Source organism: Rhodopseudomonas palustris (assembly GCF_003226555.1).
Taxonomy (GTDB): domain Bacteria; phylum Pseudomonadota; class Alphaproteobacteria; order Rhizobiales; family Xanthobacteraceae; genus Rhodopseudomonas; species Rhodopseudomonas palustris_I.
Genome location: NZ_QKQS01000042.1, coordinates 83,345 through 103,664 on the forward strand (window position 1 = coordinate 83,345; position 20,320 = coordinate 103,664).

Below are 20,320 nucleotides of genomic sequence, written 5' to 3' on the forward strand. Positions count from 1 at the left end.
CCGCAAACAACTTCGAGATTCCGGGTTCGCTTGCTGCGCAAGCGCCCCGGAACGACGCTTGGTACTACGACCGAAACAGCCGCGTGTACTGCGTCTCGTGGCGCAGGCTGGCGAGGTCGGCGCGGAAGGTGGCGGTGCCGAGGTCGTCGAGCGCGGCGATCAGCGCGCGGCTGCCGGTTGCGATCACCGACGGCTCCAGCGCGGCGAGCACGCGCTGGCTGTCGGTCTGGCCGAGCGGAATCAGCCGCGCCCCGGCCGAAATCCAGTTCGACGTCACCGCATGCAGGAAAGCGTGCAGCGTCGCCGGCAGCGGCACGCCGTGCGTTGCGCTGACGAGGCCGACCGCGACCGGATAGGTGATCGCATCACCGCACACCGCCACCGCGCGGCCGAGGCCGTCGCTGTCCCAGGCCTTGCGGGCGATCTCGATGAAGGCGCGGCCCTGTGACAGCGTTTCGAGCTGCCGTTCCGCCGAAGTCACCAACGCCGCGGCAAGTTCAGCGACGGCGCGCAGGCTCGCGTCGTCATGTCGCTCGGTGGCGCGATAGGCGTGGCACAGCAGCACCGCGTCGCAGAAGCCGGCTCCATGCTGCAGCATCGCGTCGAGCCAATCGCGCAAGCTGGCGGCGTCGGTGACGTCGCCCGCCTCCACCGCCCATTCGATGCCGCTGGAATAGGAGAACGCACCGACCGGAAACGCCGGCGACAGCCAGGTCATCAGCCGGAACAGCGCGGCGCTCTGCTCCGCCGGCAGCGGCTGCGCCGACGCCTCCGGCTCAGTGCTCATGCTTGTGCGAGTGGCCGTGCGAATGACCGCAGTGCTCATCATGGACGTGATCATCATGCCCATGATGATCGTGACCGTGATGATCATGGCCATGATGACCGTGATCGTGGTGCGGGTGCGCTGCCTCGCCGCTGTCGTGCGCCGGTGCGTAGGCGCCGCCTTCCGGATCGAACGGAGCTTCGATCTCGACCACCTTGCCGCCGAGGCCGCGGACCATGTCGGCGATGACGTGGTCGCGGCGGATGCGCAGCGCCTTGGCCATCAGCTGCGTCGGCAGATGGCGGTTGCCGAGATGCCAGGCGAGCCGCACCAGATGCAAGGGATCCCGCCCGTGGATCTCGAGCAGCGGCTCCGGCGCCGCGACCACTTCCACCAGCCGCCCGTCCTCCAGCACCAGCGCGTCGCCGCCGCGCAGCGCCACCGCGTGTTCGAGGTCGAGCAGGAATTCGAGGCCGCGCGTGCCGGTCATCGCCATCCGCCGGCGATGGCGATCATCGAACGTCAGCACGACGGTGTCGGCCGCCGGTGCCGTGAAGTGATATTGCCCGTAGACTTTGCTGGCTCGGATCATGGAGTGCTCATCGCAGTAAACGCGAAGCAACGGGGTCAGCGGGGACAGAGCCACGGCACCGAGCTTCGGAAGGATCAGGACAGGCCCGAAGCTCTAGAGCATTTTCCGGGCGAGGGAAATCCGGATCGCACCGGACCGCCCTCGCCTTGCGCGGTTGCTCAGAACTTCTCGACCTTGCCGTCGCTGATGATCTCGATCACGGTCGGCGAGGCTTTCAGCGGCGTCGACAGTTCGCGCCACACCTTCATGTGCGGCGCACGGGCATGGGCGTTGAGGTCCTCGCGAGTCTCCCAGCGCTCGACCACCACGAAGGTGTTCGGATCGTTGATCGAGATGTGGTTTTCGTAAGCGATGCAGCCCTTTTCCTTGCGGGTCTCGGCGATGCAGGCCTTGGCGCCCGCGATGTAAGCGTCACGCGACTCCGGCTTCACCTGGGTGGTGGCGACGACGTAGATCATGGGGATCTTCCCTTCTCGTTGGCGGCCGCGAGACCGCTTACTTCACGTCGACCTTGGCGGGCGTGATGATCTCGATCTTCGGCGGCGCCATCAGGCATTTGGCAGCGGCACGGCCGAATGCCTTGAAGTGCTCGGTCTTGCCGTGCGGGCCGAGCGCCTCGGCATTTTCCCACTGTTCGACGAACACCATCTGGGTGGGATCGGTGACGCTCTCGTGCAGATCGTAGGCGACGTTGCCGGGCTCCTGGCGCGTGCCGGCGATACAATCCTTGGCGGCGGCGATCAGCTCTGCCCGCATCTCGGGCTTCACGGTCAAAGTGGCGACGACATAGATCACGAATATTCCTCCCGGCGGTTTTTATCTGCAAGGCCGGACATGGCGCCGGCGCGCGGGACATTAGGCGGATGCGGCCGGGATGCAAAGGGGCGGCTCGACCGCGTCGACGCACCACCGCGCGACGGTCAATCCGGGATGCGCGCGAACGCGCGCAGACCCGGAATCCCGAAGTTGGTGCGGATCGAGATTCCGGGTTCGCCGCTTCGCGGCGCCCCGGAATGACACGCATTCAGGCCCGTGTTGATGAACGAGAAGCCCCTCAGAACATGAAGTAGCGCTGCGCCAGCGGCAGCACCTCGGCCGGTGCACAGGTCAGGAGTTCGCCGTCGGCGCGGACTTCGTAGGTCTCGGGATCGACTTCGAGCTTCGGCGTGGCGTCGTTGTGGATCATGCTCTTCTTGGAGATGCCGCCGCGGACGTTGCTGATCGGATAAAGCGTCTTGGCGATACCAAGGTCGCGGGCCAGATTGCCGGCGGCGGCGGCTTGCGAGGTGAACACCACCGACGACGCCGTCAGCGCCTTGCCGAACGCGCCGAACATCGGCTGGTAGTGCACCGGCTGCGGCGTCGGGATCGAGGCGTTGGGATCACCCATCGGCGCCGCCACGATGCTGCCGCCCTTGATGATGCAGTCCGGCTTGACACCGAAGAACGCCGGCGACCACAGCACCAGGTCGGCCAGCTTGCCTTTTTCGACCGAGCCGATCAGCCTAGAGACGCCGTGGGCGATCGCCGGATTGATGGTGTACTTGGCGATGTAGCGCTTGACCCGGAAATTGTCGTTGCGCGCCGAATCCTGCGGCAGCGCGCCGCGCTGCTTCTTCATTTTGTCGGCGGTCTGCCAAGTGCGAATGATCACCTCGCCGAGCCGGCCCATGGCTTGGCTATCCGACGACATCATCGATAGCGCGCCGAGGTCGTGCAGGATGTCTTCGGCCGCAATCGTCTCCTTGCGGATCCGGCTTTCGGCGAACGCCAAGTCCTCGGCGATCGACGGATCGAGATGGTGGCACACCATCAGCATGTCGAGATGTTCGTCGATCGTATTCTTGGTGAACGGCCGGGTCGGATTGGTCGACGACGGCAGAACATTCTCCAGCCCCGCCACCTTGATGATGTCCGGCGCGTGGCCGCCGCCGGCGCCTTCGGTGTGGAAGGCGTGGATGGTGCGGCCCTTGAACGCCTTCACGGTGTCTTCGACGAAGCCCGACTCGTTCAGCGTGTCGGTGTGGATCATCACCTGCACGTCGTAGGCGTCGGCGACGGTGAGGCAGTTGTCGATCGCCGCCGGCGTCGTGCCCCAATCCTCGTGAAGCTTCAGCGCGCAGGCGCCGCCTTCGATCATCTCCTTCAGCGGACCGGGCAGCGCGGCGTTGCCCTTGCCGGAGATGCCGAGATTGACCGGGAACGCGTCGAACGACTGGATCATCCGGCCGATGTGCCACGGCCCCGGCGTGCAGGTGGTCGCGAACGTGCCGTGCGACGGGCCGGTGCCGCCGCCCAGCATCGTGGTGACGCCGCTCATCAGCGCGTGCTCGATCTGCTGCGGGCAGATGAAATGGATATGGCTGTCGAAGCCGCCGGCCGTGAGAATCTTGCCCTCGCCGGCGATCACGTCGGTGCCGGGGCCGATGACGATGTCGACGTTCGGCTGGATATCCGGATTGCCGGCCTTGCCGATCGCGCTGATCATCCCGGCCTTGAGCGCGACGTCGGCTTTGACGATGCCCCAATGGTCGACGATCAGCGTGTTGGTGATCACCGTGTCGGCGGCACCGTCGGCGTTGGTCACCTGCGACTGCCCCATGCCGTCGCGGATCACCTTGCCGCCGCCGAACTTCACCTCTTCGCCGTAGGTGGTGAGATCCTTCTCGACCTCGATGATCAGGTCGGTGTCGGCGAGCCGCACGCGGTCGCCGGTGGTCGGGCCGAACATGTCGGCATAGACGGAACGTGCAATCCTGATGCTCACAACACAGCCCTCGCGCGCGCGGCGGTTTCGTTGAACAGATGATCGAGGCGTTCGTTGATGCCGCGGCAGCCGGCGGCGACTTGGGCCGCCCAATCGAGATAATCGACCAGCCGCTCGCGCTCCCACTCGTCGGGCGGCGAGAAGATCAGCGAACGTACATTGCTGATCTTGTCGGCCAGCTTGATCATGCGGGCGCGTGGCGTCAGATGCGGCGTGTGCTCGACCTGATGGCGCTTGCGCTGCGCGCGCGGCAGCGACATGTCGTCGGTGCATTCGGCGACGAGCGCAGCGACGTCCTCGTTGAAGCGATCGACCAGATTATCGCGGCTCGTATCCGTGTCCTCGATGGTGTCGTGCAGCCAGCCGGCGGCGACCAGCGCGGCATCGCCGCCGTCAGTAGCGACCGCCAGCAGCTCGGCAACCTCGGCGAGATGATTGAGGTAGGGCTCGTGCGCCGCCCCCTTGCGCCGCTGCCCGGCATGACAGCGCGCGGCGAAATCCGCGGCGCGAGAGACGAGAACAAGGTCGGTCATGACGCGGCCCTTAGCACTCGGAACGACGGCGTCTTGGCCGCTTTCTTGTCGAACGTCATGGTCGCATCGCATCCCAAGGCGATGTTAAGTTCGCCGATCACGCAATCAGCGAAGTCGGCAGCTCCCTTGCCGTACTGCTCGACAGCGCGCTCGATAGAGGAGCCGAACGGGAGCACGAACTCCGGAGCCGCCAGGATGCGCTGTAGCCGGACATGGATCGCCTTCCGATCAAGCCCGAACGAGGCACGCAGCGCCCAGACGAACTCGACCAGCACCACCGGATTGATGAAGACACTGCCTTGCGACCGCACCACGTCCCGCGCGGCGGCGGTTTGCGCGGCGTTGTCGTCCGCTTCGAAGAATCGCAGCAGCACGTTGGTGTCGATCGCGATCATCTCCGACGTCCACCGGGCCGCGGAAATTTCCTGGCGACCGTAGCGGCGATCGCGTCGTCGATGTCCTTGCGGGTAGCGGCACGGCCGCGCGGCGGAAGTTGTACCTCGTCGAAGTTCTCGAAGATGCTGCGTCGCTTGACGGCCGTGACCGTCAGCTTGCCGGATGCGGACAGGTCGAAGTCGAGGCGGTCACCGGCCGCCACCCCGAGCCGCTCGCGAATCGGGGCCGGCAAGGTGACTTGGCCCTTCGAGGTGACAGTCGCGGACGCTTTATAAGCCATCGCTCGAACTCCTTACTTCCAAGGTAGGCCTTACCGGCGGCAGCCTCAAGCCTCGTCCAGCTTCCCCATCACGTCACCGCGGAAGCCATAGATGGTACGCTTGCCGGCGAGCGTGACGAGCTGGACGTCGCGGCTCTGGCCGGGCTCGAAGCGGACGGCGGTGCCGGCGGCAATGTCGAGCCGCATGCCGCGCGCCTTGTCGCGGTCAAATTGCAGGGCCGGATTGGTTTCGAAGAAATGATAGTGCGAGCCGACCTGGATCGGCCGGTCGCCGGTGTTCGACACCGTCAGCATCACCGTGGTGCGCCCGGCATTGAGCTCGATCTCGCCGTCTTCGATGAACAGTTCACCGGGAATCATGGTCATTCTCCACAACAGGCGTCATTGCAAGCGAAGCGAAGCAATCCAGGGCCGCACGCGTGGCCCTGGATTGCTTCGTCGCTGCGCTCCTCGCAATGACGAACGAAAGGGCTTTCGAAGCGACGGCACATTGCCGCTTACCTGATCGGCTGGTGCACGGTGACGAGCTTGGTGCCGTCGGGGAATGTGGCCTCGACCTGGATGTCGTGGATCATTTCGGCGATGCCGTCCATGCACTGGTCGCGGGTGATCACCTGGGCCCCGGCGTGCATCAGTTCGGCGGCGCTGCGGCCATCGCGCGCGCCCTCGACGATGAAGTCGGTGATCAGCGCGATGGCTTCGGGATGATTGAGCTTGACGCCGCGCTCGAGCCTGCGGCGCGCGACCATCGCTGCCATCGAGACCAGAAGCTTGTCCTTTTCGCGGGGGGAGAGGTTCATGAAGGCACTCGATTGAATGAGCCTGAGATTCGGGCGTGACGCGGGATCAACTCAGCCACAGCCGCGGCAGCGCACGGCCGGCGGCGCGGCCGAGAACGGTCATCATGTCGGCGCGCAGCTTCGCGGCATTTTGGGCGCAGAACCGGGCCATTGCAAACCCATTCCACGCCGAAATCCCAACCTCGGCGCCGAACGTATCGGCCGCCGCGCGCAGCCGCTCGACCAGCGCCGCATCGCCCGGCACGATCAGCGCCGTGCCGATCGCGACGCCGGCTTTGGCCCCTGCGGGGCGGGCCAGCAGGGCTCCGATCTCGCCATCGAGCCGCACGGTCTCGGCGAACACCAATTTGCCGCCGCGCCGCATCCGCCAGCGGTCGACGAAGCGGCCGTGCTGCATCGTCTCCCCCATCGCCGAGCGGCCGAAAATCACCATCTCGGACAGCAGCAGCGAGGCATCCTCCGCAAGATCGATATCGATCTTGCGCTCGGCGCGGGCACGGTCGAACAGGATGGTCTCCTGCGGCAGCCACGCCAGATGGCCGCCGCTCGCGACCTTGAGGGTGACATCGAGCTGCGCAGCCGGGCCATGGCTGCGATACACCTTCTCGGCCGCCGCCGTGGTCAGCGTCAGCCGTGCGCCGGCTTGAACATCGAGGCTGATACTGAAGCGATCGCCACCTGCGATGCCGCCCGCGGTATTCACCAGCACGGCCGACAGCCCCTGCTGTTCCGGCGACGGAAACCGCACCCGCAGCGAGCCGGCCTCCTGCACCGCCCCCCGCCGCGTCACGCCGCCATCCACCCGCACCGCCACGGCAACAACGCCAACTGCACGATTGGCGTCGAAGGTCTGCGAGGTGGCGAGAGTCGTATCAGTGAACGCCATTGTTCGAACCGCAGCTTTCCCCCGCACGCGGCGAGCTCCCTCGCCCCGCTCTTGCGGGGAGAGGGGTGGGGTGAGGGGCGACGCGAGTCACGGTCTCTCGGCTCTGCGGACACGCCCCCTCACCCGATCGGCATCGCTGCGCGACGCCGATGGACCTCTCCCCGTGCGCGGGGAGAGGTGAAGACGGGCGCTCGTGGTGATGCCGAAACTGATGAGTCAAAAACCGTCCTACAGCGCCATCTGCCGGCTGATCTCGGCGGGATCGAGATTGGCGCGGTCGCAGGTGTATTTCACCGAGCCGCGATCCATCACCGCGAAACTGTCGCCGAGCTCGCAGGCGAAATCGAGATATTGTTCGACCAGCACAATGGCGATGTTGCCGAGATTGCGCAAATACGAAATCGCCCGGCCAATGTCCTTGATGATCGATGGCTGGATGCCTTCGGTCGGCTCATCCAGCAGCAGCAGCTTCGGCCGCATCACCAGGGCGCGGCCGATCGCGAGTTGCTGCTGCTGACCGCCGGACAAGTCGCCGCCGCGGCGGTTCAGCATCGAGTTGAGCACCGGAAACAGCGAGAACACGTCATCGGGGATCGACTTGTCGGCGCGCTTCAGCGGCGCGTAGCCGGTCTTCAGATTCTCCTCCACGGTCAGCAGCGGGAAGATCTCGCGGCCCTGCGGCACCAGCGAAATGCCGCGCCGCGCCCGCTCATACGGCTTCAGATGCGAGATATCGGTGCCGTCGAAGGTGATCGCGCCGGACGCGATCGGCTGCTGCCCGACCATCGCCCGCAGCAGGCTGGTCTTGCCGACGCCGTTGCGGCCGAGCACACAGGTCACCTTGCCGGGCTCCGCCGCGATCGACACCCCGCGAAGCGCCTGCGCGGCCCCGTAATACAGATTGATGTTGTCGACGGTGAGCATCGATGGCGTCCTCAATACGTCGGTTCAGCGACGGCCCGCTTGAATTGCACGGCAGTCATCCTATTCACAAACGTCATCCCCCGCGCATGCGGGGGATCCAGTACGCCGCAGCGCTGCGGTGAAGACGCGGTGGCGCTCTGCAATACTGGGTCGCCCGCCTTCGCGGGCGATGACGGTTGAGAGCGGGGAGACGCCGCGTGAAACATCATTGGAAGATTGCGCATCACCGCCCCAGATACACTTCTACGACGCGCTCGTTCGCCGAGACGTCGTCGATCGTTCCTTCGGCCAGCACCGTGCCCTCGTGCAAGCAGGTGACTTTGACGCCGAGTTCGCGGACGAAGGTCATGTCGTGCTCGACCACCATCACGGTCTTGTCGTGGCTGTTGATCTCTCGCAGCAGCTCCGCGGTCTGCTGGGTCTCGACGTCGGTCATGCCGGCGACCGGTTCGTCGACCAACAGCACCTTGGGATCCTGCGCCAACAGCATGCCGATCTCCAGCCACTGTTTCTGGCCGTGGGACAAAGATCCGGCGAGCCGGTCGCGGGCGTCGCGCAGGCGGATGACGTCGAGCACGCGCTCGATCCGCTCGCTCTCGTCGCTGCTCCGCCGCCAGAACAACGTGCCGCGAACGCTGTGATCGACGTTGAGCGCCAGCATGAGATTGTCCTCGATGGTCTGGCTTTCGAACACCGTCGGCTTCTGGAATTTGCGGCCGATGCCGAGCTTGGCGATCTCGGTCTCGTCGAGCTTGGTGAGGTCGACGGTGCCGTCGAACACCACCTCGCCTTTGTCCGGTTTGGTCTTGCCGGTGATGATGTCCATCATCGTGGTCTTGCCGGCGCCGTTGGGGCCGATGATCGCCCGCATCTCGCCGGGCTCCAGCGTCAGCGACAGATTGTTGATGGCGTGGAAGCCGTCGAACGAGACGTGGACGCCGTCGAGATACAGCATCGCCGAGGTCGAGCGGGTTTCGAGCATGCTCATGACGTCACTCCGCCGGCTTCGGTTGGATCACGCCGTCTTCGCGCGCCGCGCTGTCGGCGGCGTCGGTCGATGGCAGCTTGCGCGAGGCCAGCCACGCATTGACAGTGCCGACGATGCCTTTCGGCAGCAGCAGCGTCACCGCCACGAACATCGCGCCGAGCATGAATAGCCAATACGGCGCTAGCGGCCCGGAGGTGAACACGGTCTTGGCGTAGTTCACGACGATCGCGCCGAGCGCCGCGCCGACCAGCGTGCCCCGGCCGCCGACCGCGACCCAGATCACCGCTTCGATCGAATTGGCCGGAGCGAATTCGCTCGGATTGATGATGCCGACCTGGGGCACGTAGAGTGCGCCCGCGACGCCGGCCATGCAGGCCGACAGCGTGAACACGAACAGCTTGTAGGATTCGACCCGGTAGCCGAGAAACCGGGTCCGGCTTTCGGCATCGCGGATCGCGATCAGCACCTTGCCGAGCTTGGAGGTGACCACCGCACGGCAGACCAGGAAGCCGACGCCGAGTGCGAGGCAACTCAGCAGGAACAACACCGCGCGGGTGCCGTCGGACTGGATATTGAAGCCGAGGATATCCTTGAAGTCGGTCAGGCCGTTGTTGCCGCCGAAACCGAAATCGTTGCGGAAGAATGCCAGCAAAAGCGCGTAGGTCATCGCCTGAGTGATGATCGACAGATACACGCCGGTGACGCGCGAGCGGAACGCCAGCCAGCCGAAGCAGAAGGCCAAGAGCCCCGGCACCAGCAACACCATCACGGCGGCGAACCAGAACATGTCGAAGCCGTACCAGTACCACGGCAGTTCCTTGTAGTTCAGGAACACCATGAAGTCCGGCAGCACCGGGTTGCCGTAGACGCCCCGGCTGCCGATCTGGCGCATCAGATACATGCCCATCGCGTAGCCGCCGAGCGCGAAGAACGCGCCGTGGCCGAGCGAGAGGATGCCGCAATAGCCCCAGATCAGATCAATCGACAGCGCGAGGATGGCGTAGCAGACATATTTGCCGAACAGCGAGATCAGATAGGTCGGCACGTGCAGCGCCGAAGACTCCGGCGTCAGCAGATTGAGCAGCGGCAGCAAGATGCCGATTCCGGCGAGGATCACCAGAAAGATCGTCGCTCCGCGATCCAGCGAGCGGGTGAGGATGTGCGGGGTCATCGACGTTCCCCCCAAGCACGGCGTGCTCCCCTCCCCCTTGCGGGGAGGGGTCGGGGGTGGGGGTCCACAAGCACTGAGCTTGTGGCAAGAGCCCTCACCCCAGCCCTCTCCCGCAAGCGGGAGAGGGAGTCAGGCTGCGAAGCGGAACAGCGGAGGTGCATCCCAATCATCCTCATGCCTCCACCGCACGGCCCTTCAGCGCGAACAGGCCGCGCGGGCGCTTCTGGATGAACAGGATGATCAGCACCAGGATCGCGATCTTGCCGAGCACCGCTCCGGCGAACGGCTCCAGGAACTTGTTGGCGATGCCGAGAGAGAACGCACCGACCAGCGTGCCCCACAGATTGCCGACGCCGCCGAACACCACGACCATGAAGCTGTCGATGATGTAGCTCTGGCCGAGGTTCGGCGAGACGTTGTCGATCTGCGACAGCGCCACACCGGCAATGCCCGCGATGCCGGAGCCGAGCCCGAAGGTCAGCGCATCGACCCTCGAAGTGGCGATGCCCATCGACGCCGCCATCCTGCGGTTCTGCGTCACCGCGCGCATTTCCAGCCCGAGCGAGGTGTAGCGCAGCATCGCCAGCAGCAGCGCGAACACGGCGAGCGTGAAGCACAGGATCCAGAGCCGATTGTAAGTGATGGTGATCTGGCCGATGTCGAACGCGCCGCTCATCCAGCTCGGATTGCCGACCTCACGGTTGTTGGCGCCGAAGATGGTGCGCACCGCCTGCTGCAGCAGTAGCGAAATGCCCCAGGTGGCGAGCAGGGTTTCCAGCGGACGGCCGTACAGGAAGCGGATCACGCTGCGCTCGATCAAGACGCCGATCGCGCCGGCGACCAGGAACGCCAGCGGCACGGCGATCAGCAGCGAATAATCGAACAGCGCCGGATAATGAGTGCGGATCGCTTCCTGCACCACGAAGGTGGTGTAAGCACCGAGCATCACCATCTCGCCGTGCGCCATGTTGATGACGCCCATCACACCGAAGGTGATGGCGAGCCCGATCGCGGCGAGCAGCAGCACCGAGCCGAGTGACAATCCGTACCAGCCATTCTGCACCAGCGACCACATCGCCAGATTGCGGTCGATCGATGCTTTCGCGCCGGCGATCGCATTGCTGACGGCGGCACTCTGCTGCGCCGGCATGCCGGTCAGCAGCGCCAGCGCGTCCTGATCGCCCCGCGCCTTCATCACCGCGATCGCGTCGAGCTTGTCGGGATCGGACGCATCGGCCTTGAACAGGAGGATCGAAGCCCGCGCCTCGACAAAGGCCTGCTTGGCGGCGGCGTTCTTCTCGGCCTTGAGGGCGGCCTCGACGGTCGGCAGCATCGCCTCGTCGTGGCTCTTGAACACCTGCTGGGCGGCCTGGATCCGCTTGTCGAGATCCGGCGACATCAGGGTCAGCCCGGCCATTGCGGCTTCGACCGTGCGCCGCAGCTTGTTGTTGAGGCGGACCTTGCTGGCATTGTCCGGCAGCGCGGCGACCGCTTCGCCGGTCACGGCGTTGCTGATCTTATCGTCGGTGCCTTTGATGAATACCAGCTTGGTGTCCTCGTCCTTGTAAAGACAACCGTCCTGCAGCGCGGTGATGATGGCGGCGGCGCGCGGATTGCCGGATGCGACCAGCTTGCCGACCGCCTCCTCGGAATCGGCGAAGGAGCCCTCGGCGAATTGCGCCACGGCGTCCTCATAGGGACCAGCGAACGCCGGCGGCGTTGCGGCGGCGGCCCACGCGATCACCACGGCGGCGAACAGCAGGCGCGACAGATGGATCAATGACACTGAATTAACCCGGCAAGGATGAACGAGGGCGTCGTCGAGGAGAGCCGGGCGGCGGCTTCGCCGCCCGGTCGAATGCGAAGTCAGCAGGACATCAGGAGCCCTGACCGCCGCACTTCTTGGTCACGGTGTTGTAGTTGCCGCACTTCAGCTTGACCCAGTCGGCTTCGAGGTCTTTCGAACCCGGCAGATAGTCGGACCAGGCGTCGCCCGGCACCAGCTTGGCCTTCTTCGGATCGTCCGGCGAGACGACGTTGAACTGGCCGTCGGCCTGGATTTCGCCGATGAACACCGGCTTGGTGATGTGGTGGTTCGGCAGCATTTCCGAGGTGCCGCCGGTCAGGTTGGCCTGCTTGATGCCGGGCAGCGCTTCGATCACCTTGTCCGGATCGAACGACTTGGCCTTCTCGACCGCCTTCACCCACATGTTGAAGCCGATGTAGTGGGCTTCCATCGGATCGTTGGTGGTGCGCTTCGGATTCTTGGTGAACGCGTGCCAGTCCTTGATGAACTTCTCGTTCGCCGGGGTCTTGATCGACTCGAAGTAGTTCCAGGCGGCGAGATGGCCGACCAGCGGCTTGGTGTCGATGCCGGCGAGCTCTTCTTCACCGACCGAGAACGCCACCACCGGAATGTCGGTGGCCTTGATGCCCTGGTTGCCGAGCTCCTTGTAGAACGGCACGTTGGCATCGCCGTTGATGGTGGAGACCACCGCGGTCTTCTTGCCGGCCGAGCCGAAGGTCTTGATCTTGGAGACTTCGGTCTGCCAGTCGGAGAACCCGAACGGGGTGTAGTTGACCATGATGTCTTCGGGGGCGACGCCCTTGGACTTCAGATAGGCTTCGAGGATCTTGTTGGTGGTGCGCGGATAGACGTAGTCGGTGCCTTCCAGCACCCAGCGCTTCACCTTCTCTTCCTTCATCAGGTAGTCGACCGCCGGGATCGCCTGCTGGTTCGGGGCGGCGCCGGTGTAGAACACGTTGCGCTCGCTCTCCTCGCCTTCGTACTGCACCGGGTAGAACAGGATCGAGTTCAGCTCCTTGAATACCGGCAGCACCGACTTGCGCGACACCGAGGTCCAGCAGCCGAACACCACCGAAACCTTGTCCTTGGTGATCAGCTCGCGCGCCTTCTCGGCGAACAGCGGCCAGTTCGAGGCCGGGTCGACCACCACCGCCTCGAGCTTCTTGCCGAGCACGCCGCCCTTCTTGTTCTGCTCGTCGATCAGCATCAGCATCACGTCTTTCAGCGTGGTTTCGCTGATCGCCATGGTGCCCGACAGCGAATGCAGGATGCCGACCTTGATGGTGTCGTCCGCCGCTCGCGCCGGACCGAAAGCCGACAGACCGAGAACCAAGCCGGCCGCAGCAGCCAGCCATTTGCGGCGGCTGATCGGCGTCGCTGCAAGACGCTTTGTTTCAATATGCATGAGGTGTCATCTCCCTGACGCAGACATGATGCGCGGCCCCAACGGCCGTCTGCAGCGAGATGATCGCAAGATCTATGCCACCCCTACCGATGCGGGTAAGCTCATGATCGGACGCGTCATTTTGTCATCGAGCAAAGATTGCAAATAGCGCACCCGCTCACCAACCAGGCAGAACAATTGATCGCCGCCTGTTCAATCAGCTCAATAATTGGGCAATCAACGGCGTGGTGGCCATTTCCTGCTCTGTCGCGCGCCGCTTGCAATCATCCGGCGCCGGTCTGCAATTCGACCTTGAAAGCAGTGCAGCGATGTTCCATATGACTGTGAGAGACCTAGAGATTCTTCAGGTCGTTGCGAGCCGCGTGTTCTGATCCCGCATTCTATCCGAACTGCGGTTTCTGGTTCGCCTTTCATCCGATTATAGCCGACGTTCCGGACACGCGAGCGTCTCAGAGTTGCCAAGCGCTCCCGACGGCTGCCGTCGGGCGTTTGCTTTCATGATGGAAAGAACCAGCCTTTTGACCTCATTTCAGGAATTCGGCCTCGCCGATCCGATCTCTCGCGCCCTCCAGGAAGAAAACTACCACACCCCGACGCCGATCCAGGCGCAGACCATCCCGCTCGCGCTCGCCGGCCGTGACGTCGTCGGCATCGCCCAGACCGGCACCGGCAAGACCGCGTCGTTCGCGCTGCCGATCCTGCATCGCCTGCTGCAGAACCGGATCAAGCCGGCCTCCAAGACCTGCCGTGTGCTGGTGCTGAGCCCGACCCGCGAACTCTCCGGCCAGATCCTCGACAGCTTCAACGCCTATGGCCGCCACATCCATCTCAGCGCCACGCTGGCGATCGGCGGCGTGCCGATGGGCCGGCAGGTCCGCTCGCTGATGGGCGGCGTCGACGTGCTGGTCGCCACCCCGGGTCGGCTGCTCGATCTGGTTCAGGGCAACGCGCTGAAGCTCACCCAGGTCGAATTCCTGGTGCTGGACGAAGCCGACCGCATGCTGGACATGGGCTTCATCAACGATATCCGGAAGATCGTCGCCAAGCTGCCGATCAAGCGGCAGACGCTGTTCTTCTCGGCCACCATGCCGAAGGACATTGCCGAGCTCGCCGAGCACATGCTGCGCGATCCGGCCCGGGTGGCAGTGACGCCGGTGTCCTCGACCGTCGAGCGCATCAACCAGCGGGTGATCCAGCTCGACCATTCCGCCAAGCCGGCCGTACTCGCCCAGCTTCTGAAGGACGAGAACATCAACCAGGCGCTGGTGTTCACCCGAACCAAGCACGGAGCCGACAAGGTCGTGAAGGGCCTCGCCCGGGCGGGCATTACCGCCGACGCGATCCATGGCAACAAATCGCAGAACTATCGTGAGCGGGTGCTTGCGGCGTTCCGCACCGGCGAGCTGCGAACCCTGGTAGCGACCGATATCGCGGCGCGCGGTATCGACGTCGACGGCGTGTCGCATGTGGTCAATTTCGACCTACCGAATATCCCTGAGACCTATGTCCACCGCATCGGCCGCACCGCGCGGGCCGGCGCCGAAGGTACTGCGATCTCGTTGTGCGCCGGCGAAGAAATGGCGTATCTGCGCGACATCGAAAAGCTGATCAAGGTGTCGCTGCCGAAGGAGGACCGCCGTACCCCGGGCGCCCACGCCAACCCGGCTCCTGCTCCGCACCGCGGGCCCCGTCAATCGCCCCACGGCCATTCGCCGCGCAACGGCGATGCACCGACGCGGGGAAAGAATCGTCGGCGCCGCGGTCCTGCAGCCGGGCCTGCCCGCCAAACGGACGCCAGCCGATATGAGGCAGCACCTCGACCGCAGCACGGCGGGAATGGCGAGGGCCTGCAGGGAGTGGCATTTTTGCAGCGCAAGAATCGCCCCGCCCAGCCGACCACTCAGCAACGACCGCATCGCTAACGAAAAGCCGATCTGGAGATCCCGATGGCCAAAGAAGAGCTGATCCAGTTCGAAGGACTGGTGACCGAAATTCTCCCCGATGCGCGCTATCGCGTGCAGCTCGACACCGGACACGAAATCGTCGCCTACACCGCCGGCAAGATGAAGAAGAATCGCATCAAGACGCTGGCAGGCGACCGGGTTACGGTCGAGATGTCGCCTTACGATCTCGAAAAAGGCCGGCTGATCTTCCGCCACAAGGACGAGCGGCCCGGCGGTCCGCCGCGCAGCGGCCCGCCGCGCGGCCAGTTCCGCCGACGCTGAGCGAACACACCCAACAAAGGCGCTTTGCCGATCGCGGCAGAGCGCCGAAGCCCGAATCGGCCTGGAACCTGCGAGCCTTAAAAAATCGCGCATGCCAGGATTGTTTTGAGGGCAGGCTTCGCATAATATCTGTTAATCGATTTTCGGCCGGACGACATTAGCTATCCACCGGTACAGCCGGTTCAGAACGCTGACGACCCTTCCAAAAATTCGATCTCACCAGCCCACCTGAGACCAAGTGGGCATCGACCGTGTCTATATTGAGAAGGGACTACCACCCGTGAGCATGGGAACCGTGAAGTGGTTCAACGCCACCAAGGGCTACGGCTTCATCCAGCCGGATGATGGCGGCAACGACGTGTTCGTGCACATCAGCGCAGTCGAGCGTGCCGGTCTCGGCACCCTGCGCGAGGGCCAGAAGATCAGCTACGAGATCGTCGCCGATCGTCGCTCTGGCAAGTCGTCGGCCGACAATCTGCGCGCTGCAAGCTGAGCAGATTTCGGTTCTGAATCGAACGAGGCCGCGCCACAAGCGCGGCCTCGTTTTTTGTTGCCGTTGCTTTTGTGCCCCCTGCCCGCCTGCAGAAGCACCGGCTTCAGGGACAAGCCGCAGCTTGCGGATAGTTGACGCATTTGGTTTGCCGTGGCCGCGTGTAGGACGTATCGTTCAGGTCAATTCCCGCTTTCGGTAGCAGATACGCGATCGTCGGCTGATACCGATAGGTGAACTCGCTGAAGATCAGGAACGTATCGGGGACCTTGAGCCCGGCCGGGATATTGATCGTGTCACCAGCGCCATGGGGCGACGCCGCAAGAGTTGCCGAAGCGGTGCTACCGCTTTGCGTCACCGTCCCCGACTTGCTCCACAGCACCTTCGCGACTTGATTCTTGTCGACGTAGATCTCGGTGATCGTCGCCTTCGCACCGTCGGGCGAATACGGTGTCAGCACGCCATAGCTGGCCGCGAACACATTCTTCATGTCGTTATCGGTGACGCTGCTGGCCTGCGAGACCAGATCCGATAACGTCCGCGCCACCAGCGTCACCTTGCGGTCCGCCGCAATTCCCGCAGTGATTTCCACGGTCGCAAACAACATCAACAGCATCAACGGCACGATCATCGCGAACTCGATCGCCGCCACGCCACGCCGATCCTCACGCAGTCGCCAGAGCAGGAAACGGACGCGGCGCAGGTACTTCTTCGGAGCGCGCATCGTCAATCTCGTTCAGGGCTCGTTACGGAAGGCGGTAGTCGCCATCAACAAGCGGTTGCCATTCGCGAGGTTCGACGGATCGAAGCCCAGCCCGGTGACGAACAGCGGCCACTGGTAGAACACACGGACCACAATGATGTCCCCCGGCCCACCGATATCGTACTTCATGTTGTCGATGAAGTTCTTATCTTTGTCGATCGGGGTGACGAGTTCGACCTTGCTGAAATCGCTGCCGTAGTTCTCGACGTCCACATAAATGCCGTCGCAGCTGAAAAGCCCCTTCACCCGATTGCAGACATCGTTCTTGAAATCCGTCTCCTGCATCGAACCGTCCTGAGCCTGTCTGGTCAGGATCAACCGTGACGAATCCTGCACGGCGGTCTCGAGCACCTGACCCGCAAAAAAGATCAGCCCCACTTCAATGATCGCAAACAATAAGGCGAAAAAGATCGGAGCCACCATCGCGAACTCCACCGCTGCGGAACCTTGTCCGCTGCGGCGAAATCTGCGGGCCAATGCCAGCGCTGGTGAGACGATGAAAGGCATCGATCGGCAGTCCTCTTCGTCGAGTGGTCTTGTCACCAGCAAGACTAATCGGAACACATTGTGGAAGTGTTTCGCCGGATCCGAGCAAAATGGCGCGCGCCGTTAAGCCCTCGTCAACCATGGCGCTCCGATCATCGGTCGCCGACGACTAACGGCGCCGATCAGTTCGCCCTGGTCGCCACCGACGCGCTACTCGCCTGCTCGTTGAGCTTTCCGGCCTGTTCCATCGTGGATTTGAAGTAGGCCTCCGAGTCGCCCAGTGTCATCCGGCGCTCGCAGATCGGCGCACAGCTATAGGACTCTCGGTTGGTGCCACGATACACGGTCACCACCTTATCCGCCGGACCCTCGACCTGAATCACGCGATCGGCGACGACCATGCCCTTACGGTCCATGGCAATGACATTGGTGGCACCATAGCCCTTGCCGGTGATGACCACCATGCCGCCGGGCTGCAAGCTGACATCTGCGATCAACGGATTGCCGACGACGATCGTCGCAACGTCTTGCGGCAGCTTGATCAGCTTGGCTTGATCGACGCTGACGGAAATCGAATCCTCGGTGCCCGCGATCGCCGGTGCAGAGCAAAGACCGACCAGGAGCGACGGAACGAACAATACGGCGCTGAAGCGGCGCGCGAAGCGGAACGACGACATACTTTACTCCGGGACGTTTACGAGCCGGCCTAAGCAATACGCAGCGGTGCCGGCGCCCGACGGTGTCAAAGTGACGTCAATTGATGAACGAACCGCAAACCGAAAGGTTCGCATTCAATCTACTTTGTCCGATTTTGAAGCAAATGAGCGTCCGGTCGAACGCTCCACGGTATAGGCACACCAAAGGCAGCACACCCGCTGCGCAATTACTTCAAATTAACAGCACATTTACCCTCGGCAAGAAGGTCCACGGAAACGGTCGATGCCCTCGTTTTTACGCAATCGAATTAACTGCGCTGCAATTTCCCGCACCTAGGTTCAACGCCATGGTCACGGTGCTGAGAACGCCGGCAAGACCAAACAGAGTTCGACAGCCACGTGTACATGGAGCTACCCGATGAAGAACATCGTTGCGCGTTTCATCAAGGACGAATCCGGCGCCACCGCCATTGAGTACGGCCTGATTGCTGCCGGCATTTCGCTGGCTATCATCACGATCGTGAATACCCTGGGCGGCACTCTGTCGGCCAAATTCACCTCAATCAACAGCCAGCTGAGCGGTACCACCACCCCATAACTTCGACTGTAACCGATCAATCAAGGCCTCGGTCCGTCCGAGGCCTTCTTTGATTGAATGCCACATGCTCGCCGACCAAGAGGACTCGATAAGCCTCGTGCCCGATGTAGATCGAATGAGCCCATGGCAGCCCACCACAACACAACTTGCAACGCGCGAGGCCACGGTTCGCCAGATCGTGTGCGTAGCGCTGATCCTCGCGATCGCTGCCGTGATGGCTCGCGTTTTGTTGACGTTGTGAGCCATCCCGCATTTTCTGATCGTTCTCGCGCTAATGATCCGTTCACGGGATGTACTCGCGGCGTCCCCGACCGCCTGAGCGAACAAGGCTCAACCGATGATCGTTGATCTCCTGCGGATATCACTCTTCCCCGCTTTGATGGCATTCGCCGCGGCGAGCGATCTGATTACGATGACGATTTCGAACCGCGTGTCATTACTGCTCGTCGTCGGCTTTGCGCTGCTGGTACCGTTCAGCGGATTCGGCGCCTACGACGTTCTATCCCATGTCGGCGCCGGCGCCGCGGTCCTAACCGTAGCCTTCGCGTGTTTCGCCATGGGATGGATCGGCGGCGGAGACGCGAAAGTCGCGGCAGCCGCCGCGTTGTGGCTCGGTTTCGAACATTTGCTCGACTACCTACTTTACACCTCTCTGTTCGGCGGCGCGCTGACGTTGTTGATCCTGAGCTTCCGACAATGGCCGGTCCCCTATCCGCTGGTCGGACAAAGCTGGCTGTTACGGCTCCACGATCGTGAGACCGGTATCCCGTATGGAATTGCACTCGCGACCGGTGCGCTGATGATCTATCCGCAGACCCAATGGATCCGAGGGGTCGATCTGGCCCGACTCGCTTGGGGCTGAGCGGACAGGAACCCCTCGTTAACGCGATTTAGATACGCCTCATTAACCATGCTTTGACGAATAGCTGGTCAACTCGCCTCACTGCGGCGGGTGCGCCGCCCGTGTCATGTGGAAAGTGAAGCGTATGAATACCGCGCGCATTGTCGTCCTGACCATCGCAGTCGGTGCCGGCGGCGTCGCTGCTTACCTGGCGAGCACATCCGGCCCGCCGCCCGCCGCCCCTTCCGCGCCTGTGGCTCAGTTGCCGACCGTGGAGGTCCTGGTCGCCAAGAACGATATTCCGCTGGGTCAGGCCGTCACCCCCGGCGACCTGCAATGGCAGACTTGGCCGTCGGCTACTGCGAGTTCGAAGTTCATTCGCCGAAACGAACAACCGAACGCGACAACCGAGATTGTCGGCTCGGTGGCGCGCTCCCCCTTCATAGCCGGCGAACCGATCCGCGAGCAGAAGCTGGTGAAGGCCAACGGTTCGGGCTTCATGGCCGCGATCCTTCCCAGCGGAATGCGAGCGGTCTCGACCGAGATTTCCCCGGAAACCGGTGCAGGTGGCTTCATCCTGCCGAACGACCGAGTCGATGTGATCCTGTCCAAGCGCGGACGGAATTCCGATCAGGCGACTGGTGATCAGGTCAGTTCGGAGATCATTCTGAGCAATATCCGCGTGCTCGCGATCGACCAGACCATCGAGGAGAAGAACGGCCAGAAGGTCGTGGTCGGCAAGACCGCAACGCTGGAATTGAAGCCGGAGCAGGCCGAGTACCTCGCGCGTGCACGCCAGAGCGGAACGCTGTCGTTGGCCCTGCGCAGCCTCGCCGACGCCAGCCAGCCCGCCTCCACCGAAACCGACGCCAAGCGCGGCACAGTCAACGTGGTGCGCTACGGCGTCACCACCCAGACGACGTCGCAGAAGTGACCCGAGGACGGC

At 63.5% G+C, this 20,320-nt stretch carries 26 protein-coding genes; 7 read left to right on the plus strand and 19 right to left on the minus strand.

Features of this window, described 5'->3' with window-relative positions:
• Window positions 1–64: 64 nt before the first annotated feature.
• The 16 genes from DNX69_RS25700 to urtA form a co-directional block, all read right to left on the minus strand.
• Window positions 65–787 carry an urease accessory protein UreF gene (locus DNX69_RS25700; RefSeq protein ID WP_110788850.1) on the minus strand — a complete coding sequence of 241 codons (723 nt, stop codon included), beginning with the start codon at window positions 785–787 and terminating at the stop codon, window positions 65–67.
• Window positions 777–1,358: an urease accessory protein UreE gene (locus DNX69_RS25705; RefSeq protein WP_110788851.1), complete on the minus strand. Its 582-nt coding sequence runs from the start codon at window positions 1,356–1,358 to the stop codon at window positions 777–779. The genes DNX69_RS25700 and DNX69_RS25705 overlap by 11 nt, the downstream gene beginning before the upstream one ends.
• A 158-nt stretch (window positions 1,359–1,516) precedes the next feature.
• Entirely contained in the window at window positions 1,517–1,816 is a 300-nt protein-coding gene (locus tag DNX69_RS25710; protein WP_110788852.1) for a putative quinol monooxygenase, read from the minus strand.
• Between the two features lie 37 nt (window positions 1,817–1,853).
• Window positions 1,854–2,153: a putative quinol monooxygenase gene (locus tag DNX69_RS25715; RefSeq protein ID WP_110788853.1), complete on the minus strand. Its 300-nt coding sequence runs from the start codon at window positions 2,151–2,153 to the stop codon at window positions 1,854–1,856.
• Window positions 2,154–2,412: 259 nt separating this feature from the next.
• A complete protein-coding gene (gene ureC, locus DNX69_RS25720) occupies window positions 2,413–4,125 on the minus strand; it encodes an urease subunit alpha (protein ID WP_110788854.1) in 1,713 nt (570 codons plus the stop codon).
• On the minus strand, window positions 4,122–4,658 hold the full coding sequence (locus DNX69_RS25725; RefSeq protein WP_110788855.1) for an HD domain-containing protein: 537 nt from the start codon (window positions 4,656–4,658) through the stop codon (window positions 4,122–4,124). Before DNX69_RS25725 ends, ureC begins: the two co-directional genes overlap by 4 nt.
• Complete coding sequence (locus DNX69_RS25730; RefSeq protein WP_110788856.1) at window positions 4,655–5,053, minus strand: PIN domain-containing protein; 399 nt, start codon at window positions 5,051–5,053, stop codon at window positions 4,655–4,657. Before DNX69_RS25730 ends, DNX69_RS25725 begins: the two co-directional genes overlap by 4 nt.
• Window positions 5,050–5,334 carry an AbrB/MazE/SpoVT family DNA-binding domain-containing protein gene (locus DNX69_RS25735; protein ID WP_110788857.1) on the minus strand — a complete coding sequence of 95 codons (285 nt, stop codon included), beginning with the start codon at window positions 5,332–5,334 and terminating at the stop codon, window positions 5,050–5,052. Before DNX69_RS25735 ends, DNX69_RS25730 begins: the two co-directional genes overlap by 4 nt.
• A gap of 45 nt (window positions 5,335–5,379) precedes the next feature.
• On the minus strand, window positions 5,380–5,694 hold the full coding sequence (locus DNX69_RS25740; protein WP_110788907.1) for an urease subunit beta: 315 nt from the start codon (window positions 5,692–5,694) through the stop codon (window positions 5,380–5,382).
• A gap of 137 nt (window positions 5,695–5,831) precedes the next feature.
• Window positions 5,832–6,134 carry an urease subunit gamma gene (locus tag DNX69_RS25745; protein ID WP_110788858.1) on the minus strand — a complete coding sequence of 101 codons (303 nt, stop codon included), beginning with the start codon at window positions 6,132–6,134 and terminating at the stop codon, window positions 5,832–5,834.
• Between the two features lie 46 nt (window positions 6,135–6,180).
• Entirely contained in the window at window positions 6,181–7,020 is an 840-nt protein-coding gene (locus DNX69_RS25750; RefSeq protein WP_110788859.1) for an urease accessory protein UreD, read from the minus strand.
• Window positions 7,021–7,248: 228 nt separating this feature from the next.
• The gene (gene urtE, locus DNX69_RS25755) at window positions 7,249–7,944 is read right to left on the minus strand and encodes an urea ABC transporter ATP-binding subunit UrtE (RefSeq protein WP_110788860.1); all 696 of its coding nucleotides are present in this window, start codon (window positions 7,942–7,944) and stop codon (window positions 7,249–7,251) included.
• Between the two features lie 223 nt (window positions 7,945–8,167).
• Entirely contained in the window at window positions 8,168–8,932 is a 765-nt protein-coding gene (gene urtD, locus DNX69_RS25760) for an urea ABC transporter ATP-binding protein UrtD (protein WP_110788861.1), read from the minus strand.
• Window positions 8,933–8,936: 4 nt separating this feature from the next.
• Window positions 8,937–10,103 (minus strand): urea ABC transporter permease subunit UrtC, encoded by a 1,167-nt coding sequence (urtC, locus tag DNX69_RS25765; RefSeq protein ID WP_110788862.1) that lies wholly within the window; start codon window positions 10,101–10,103, stop codon window positions 8,937–8,939.
• Window positions 10,104–10,275: 172 nt separating this feature from the next.
• Entirely contained in the window at window positions 10,276–11,889 is a 1,614-nt protein-coding gene (gene urtB / locus DNX69_RS25775) for an urea ABC transporter permease subunit UrtB (RefSeq protein ID WP_110788863.1), read from the minus strand.
• Between the two features lie 91 nt (window positions 11,890–11,980).
• A complete protein-coding gene (gene urtA / locus DNX69_RS25780) occupies window positions 11,981–13,315 on the minus strand; it encodes an urea ABC transporter substrate-binding protein (RefSeq protein WP_110788864.1) in 1,335 nt (444 codons plus the stop codon).
• A gap of 500 nt (window positions 13,316–13,815) precedes the next feature.
• Here urtA and DNX69_RS25785 point away from each other — a divergent pair, with 500 nt between their 5' ends.
• The 3 genes from DNX69_RS25785 to DNX69_RS25795 all read left to right on the plus strand — a co-directional run bounded on the left by DNX69_RS25785 (window position 13,816) and on the right by DNX69_RS25795 (window position 16,033).
• Complete coding sequence (locus DNX69_RS25785) at window positions 13,816–15,237, plus strand: DEAD/DEAH box helicase (RefSeq protein ID WP_207803193.1); 1,422 nt, start codon at window positions 13,816–13,818, stop codon at window positions 15,235–15,237.
• Window positions 15,238–15,261: 24 nt separating this feature from the next.
• On the plus strand, window positions 15,262–15,540 hold the full coding sequence (gene infA / locus DNX69_RS25790) for a translation initiation factor IF-1 (RefSeq protein WP_011159210.1): 279 nt from the start codon (window positions 15,262–15,264) through the stop codon (window positions 15,538–15,540).
• 280 nt (window positions 15,541–15,820) lie between these two features.
• Window positions 15,821–16,033, plus strand: a complete 213-nt coding sequence (locus DNX69_RS25795; RefSeq protein WP_011440687.1) for a cold-shock protein — start codon at window positions 15,821–15,823, stop codon at window positions 16,031–16,033.
• 103 nt (window positions 16,034–16,136) lie between these two features.
• Here DNX69_RS25795 and DNX69_RS25800 read toward each other — a convergent pair whose 3' ends face one another.
• The 3 genes from DNX69_RS25800 to DNX69_RS25810 all read right to left on the minus strand — a co-directional run bounded on the left by DNX69_RS25800 (window position 16,137) and on the right by DNX69_RS25810 (window position 17,956).
• Entirely contained in the window at window positions 16,137–16,754 is a 618-nt protein-coding gene (locus DNX69_RS25800) for a TadE/TadG family type IV pilus assembly protein (RefSeq protein WP_110788866.1), read from the minus strand.
• 12 nt (window positions 16,755–16,766) lie between these two features.
• Window positions 16,767–17,300 (minus strand): TadE/TadG family type IV pilus assembly protein, encoded by a 534-nt coding sequence (locus DNX69_RS25805; RefSeq protein ID WP_110788867.1) that lies wholly within the window; start codon window positions 17,298–17,300, stop codon window positions 16,767–16,769.
• A gap of 161 nt (window positions 17,301–17,461) precedes the next feature.
• Entirely contained in the window at window positions 17,462–17,956 is a 495-nt protein-coding gene (locus DNX69_RS25810; RefSeq protein ID WP_110788868.1) for a pilus assembly protein N-terminal domain-containing protein, read from the minus strand.
• Between the two features lie 397 nt (window positions 17,957–18,353).
• Between DNX69_RS25810 and DNX69_RS25815 the strand changes: the two genes are divergently transcribed.
• From DNX69_RS25815 to cpaB, 4 genes are all read left to right on the plus strand, one after another.
• Window positions 18,354–18,533: a Flp family type IVb pilin gene (locus DNX69_RS25815; RefSeq protein WP_110788869.1), complete on the plus strand. Its 180-nt coding sequence runs from the start codon at window positions 18,354–18,356 to the stop codon at window positions 18,531–18,533.
• Window positions 18,534–18,597: 64 nt separating this feature from the next.
• Window positions 18,598–18,774, plus strand: a complete 177-nt coding sequence (locus tag DNX69_RS26440; RefSeq protein WP_165825329.1) for a hypothetical protein — start codon at window positions 18,598–18,600, stop codon at window positions 18,772–18,774.
• A gap of 96 nt (window positions 18,775–18,870) precedes the next feature.
• Complete coding sequence (locus DNX69_RS25820) at window positions 18,871–19,395, plus strand: A24 family peptidase (RefSeq protein WP_110788870.1); 525 nt, start codon at window positions 18,871–18,873, stop codon at window positions 19,393–19,395.
• Window positions 19,396–19,519: 124 nt separating this feature from the next.
• Window positions 19,520–20,308 carry a Flp pilus assembly protein CpaB gene (gene cpaB / locus DNX69_RS25825; protein WP_110788908.1) on the plus strand — a complete coding sequence of 263 codons (789 nt, stop codon included), beginning with the start codon at window positions 19,520–19,522 and terminating at the stop codon, window positions 20,306–20,308.
• Window positions 20,309–20,320: the final 12 nt, after the last annotated feature.

Excerpts from the sequence above, each read along its gene's own strand:
- DNX69_RS25700 (WP_110788850.1), bottom strand. The coding sequence starts at position 787 with ATGAGCACTGAGCCGGAGGCGTCGGCGCAGCCGCTGCCGGCGGAGCAG.
- DNX69_RS25705 (WP_110788851.1), bottom strand. The coding sequence starts at position 1,358 with ATGATCCGAGCCAGCAAAGTCTACGGGCAATATCACTTCACGGCACCG.
- DNX69_RS25710 (WP_110788852.1), bottom strand. The coding sequence starts at position 1,816 with ATGATCTACGTCGTCGCCACCACCCAGGTGAAGCCGGAGTCGCGTGAC.
- DNX69_RS25725 (WP_110788855.1), bottom strand. The coding sequence starts at position 4,658 with ATGACCGACCTTGTTCTCGTCTCTCGCGCCGCGGATTTCGCCGCGCGC.
- DNX69_RS25730 (WP_110788856.1), bottom strand. The coding sequence starts at position 5,053 with ATGATCGCGATCGACACCAACGTGCTGCTGCGATTCTTCGAAGCGGAC.
- DNX69_RS25735 (WP_110788857.1), bottom strand. The coding sequence starts at position 5,334 with ATGGCTTATAAAGCGTCCGCGACTGTCACCTCGAAGGGCCAAGTCACC.
- DNX69_RS25740 (WP_110788907.1), bottom strand. The coding sequence starts at position 5,694 with ATGATTCCCGGTGAACTGTTCATCGAAGACGGCGAGATCGAGCTCAAT.
- DNX69_RS25745 (WP_110788858.1), bottom strand. The coding sequence starts at position 6,134 with ATGAACCTCTCCCCCCGCGAAAAGGACAAGCTTCTGGTCTCGATGGCA.
- DNX69_RS25750 (WP_110788859.1), bottom strand. The coding sequence starts at position 7,020 with ATGGCGTTCACTGATACGACTCTCGCCACCTCGCAGACCTTCGACGCC.
- urtE (WP_110788860.1), bottom strand. The coding sequence starts at position 7,944 with ATGCTCACCGTCGACAACATCAATCTGTATTACGGGGCCGCGCAGGCG.
- urtD (WP_110788861.1), bottom strand. The coding sequence starts at position 8,932 with ATGAGCATGCTCGAAACCCGCTCGACCTCGGCGATGCTGTATCTCGAC.
- urtC (WP_110788862.1), bottom strand. The coding sequence starts at position 10,103 with ATGACCCCGCACATCCTCACCCGCTCGCTGGATCGCGGAGCGACGATC.
- urtA (WP_110788864.1), bottom strand. The coding sequence starts at position 13,315 with ATGCATATTGAAACAAAGCGTCTTGCAGCGACGCCGATCAGCCGCCGC.
- DNX69_RS25785 (WP_207803193.1), top strand. The coding sequence starts at position 13,816 with ATGGAAAGAACCAGCCTTTTGACCTCATTTCAGGAATTCGGCCTCGCC.
- infA (WP_011159210.1), top strand. The coding sequence starts at position 15,262 with ATGGCCAAAGAAGAGCTGATCCAGTTCGAAGGACTGGTGACCGAAATT.
- DNX69_RS25800 (WP_110788866.1), bottom strand. The coding sequence starts at position 16,754 with ATGCGCGCTCCGAAGAAGTACCTGCGCCGCGTCCGTTTCCTGCTCTGG.
- DNX69_RS25805 (WP_110788867.1), bottom strand. The coding sequence starts at position 17,300 with ATGCCTTTCATCGTCTCACCAGCGCTGGCATTGGCCCGCAGATTTCGC.
- DNX69_RS25810 (WP_110788868.1), bottom strand. The coding sequence starts at position 17,956 with ATGTCGTCGTTCCGCTTCGCGCGCCGCTTCAGCGCCGTATTGTTCGTT.
- DNX69_RS25815 (WP_110788869.1), top strand. The coding sequence starts at position 18,354 with ATGAAGAACATCGTTGCGCGTTTCATCAAGGACGAATCCGGCGCCACC.
- DNX69_RS26440 (WP_165825329.1), top strand. The coding sequence starts at position 18,598 with ATGCTCGCCGACCAAGAGGACTCGATAAGCCTCGTGCCCGATGTAGAT.
- DNX69_RS25820 (WP_110788870.1), top strand. The coding sequence starts at position 18,871 with ATGATCGTTGATCTCCTGCGGATATCACTCTTCCCCGCTTTGATGGCA.
- cpaB (WP_110788908.1), top strand. The coding sequence starts at position 19,520 with ATGAATACCGCGCGCATTGTCGTCCTGACCATCGCAGTCGGTGCCGGC.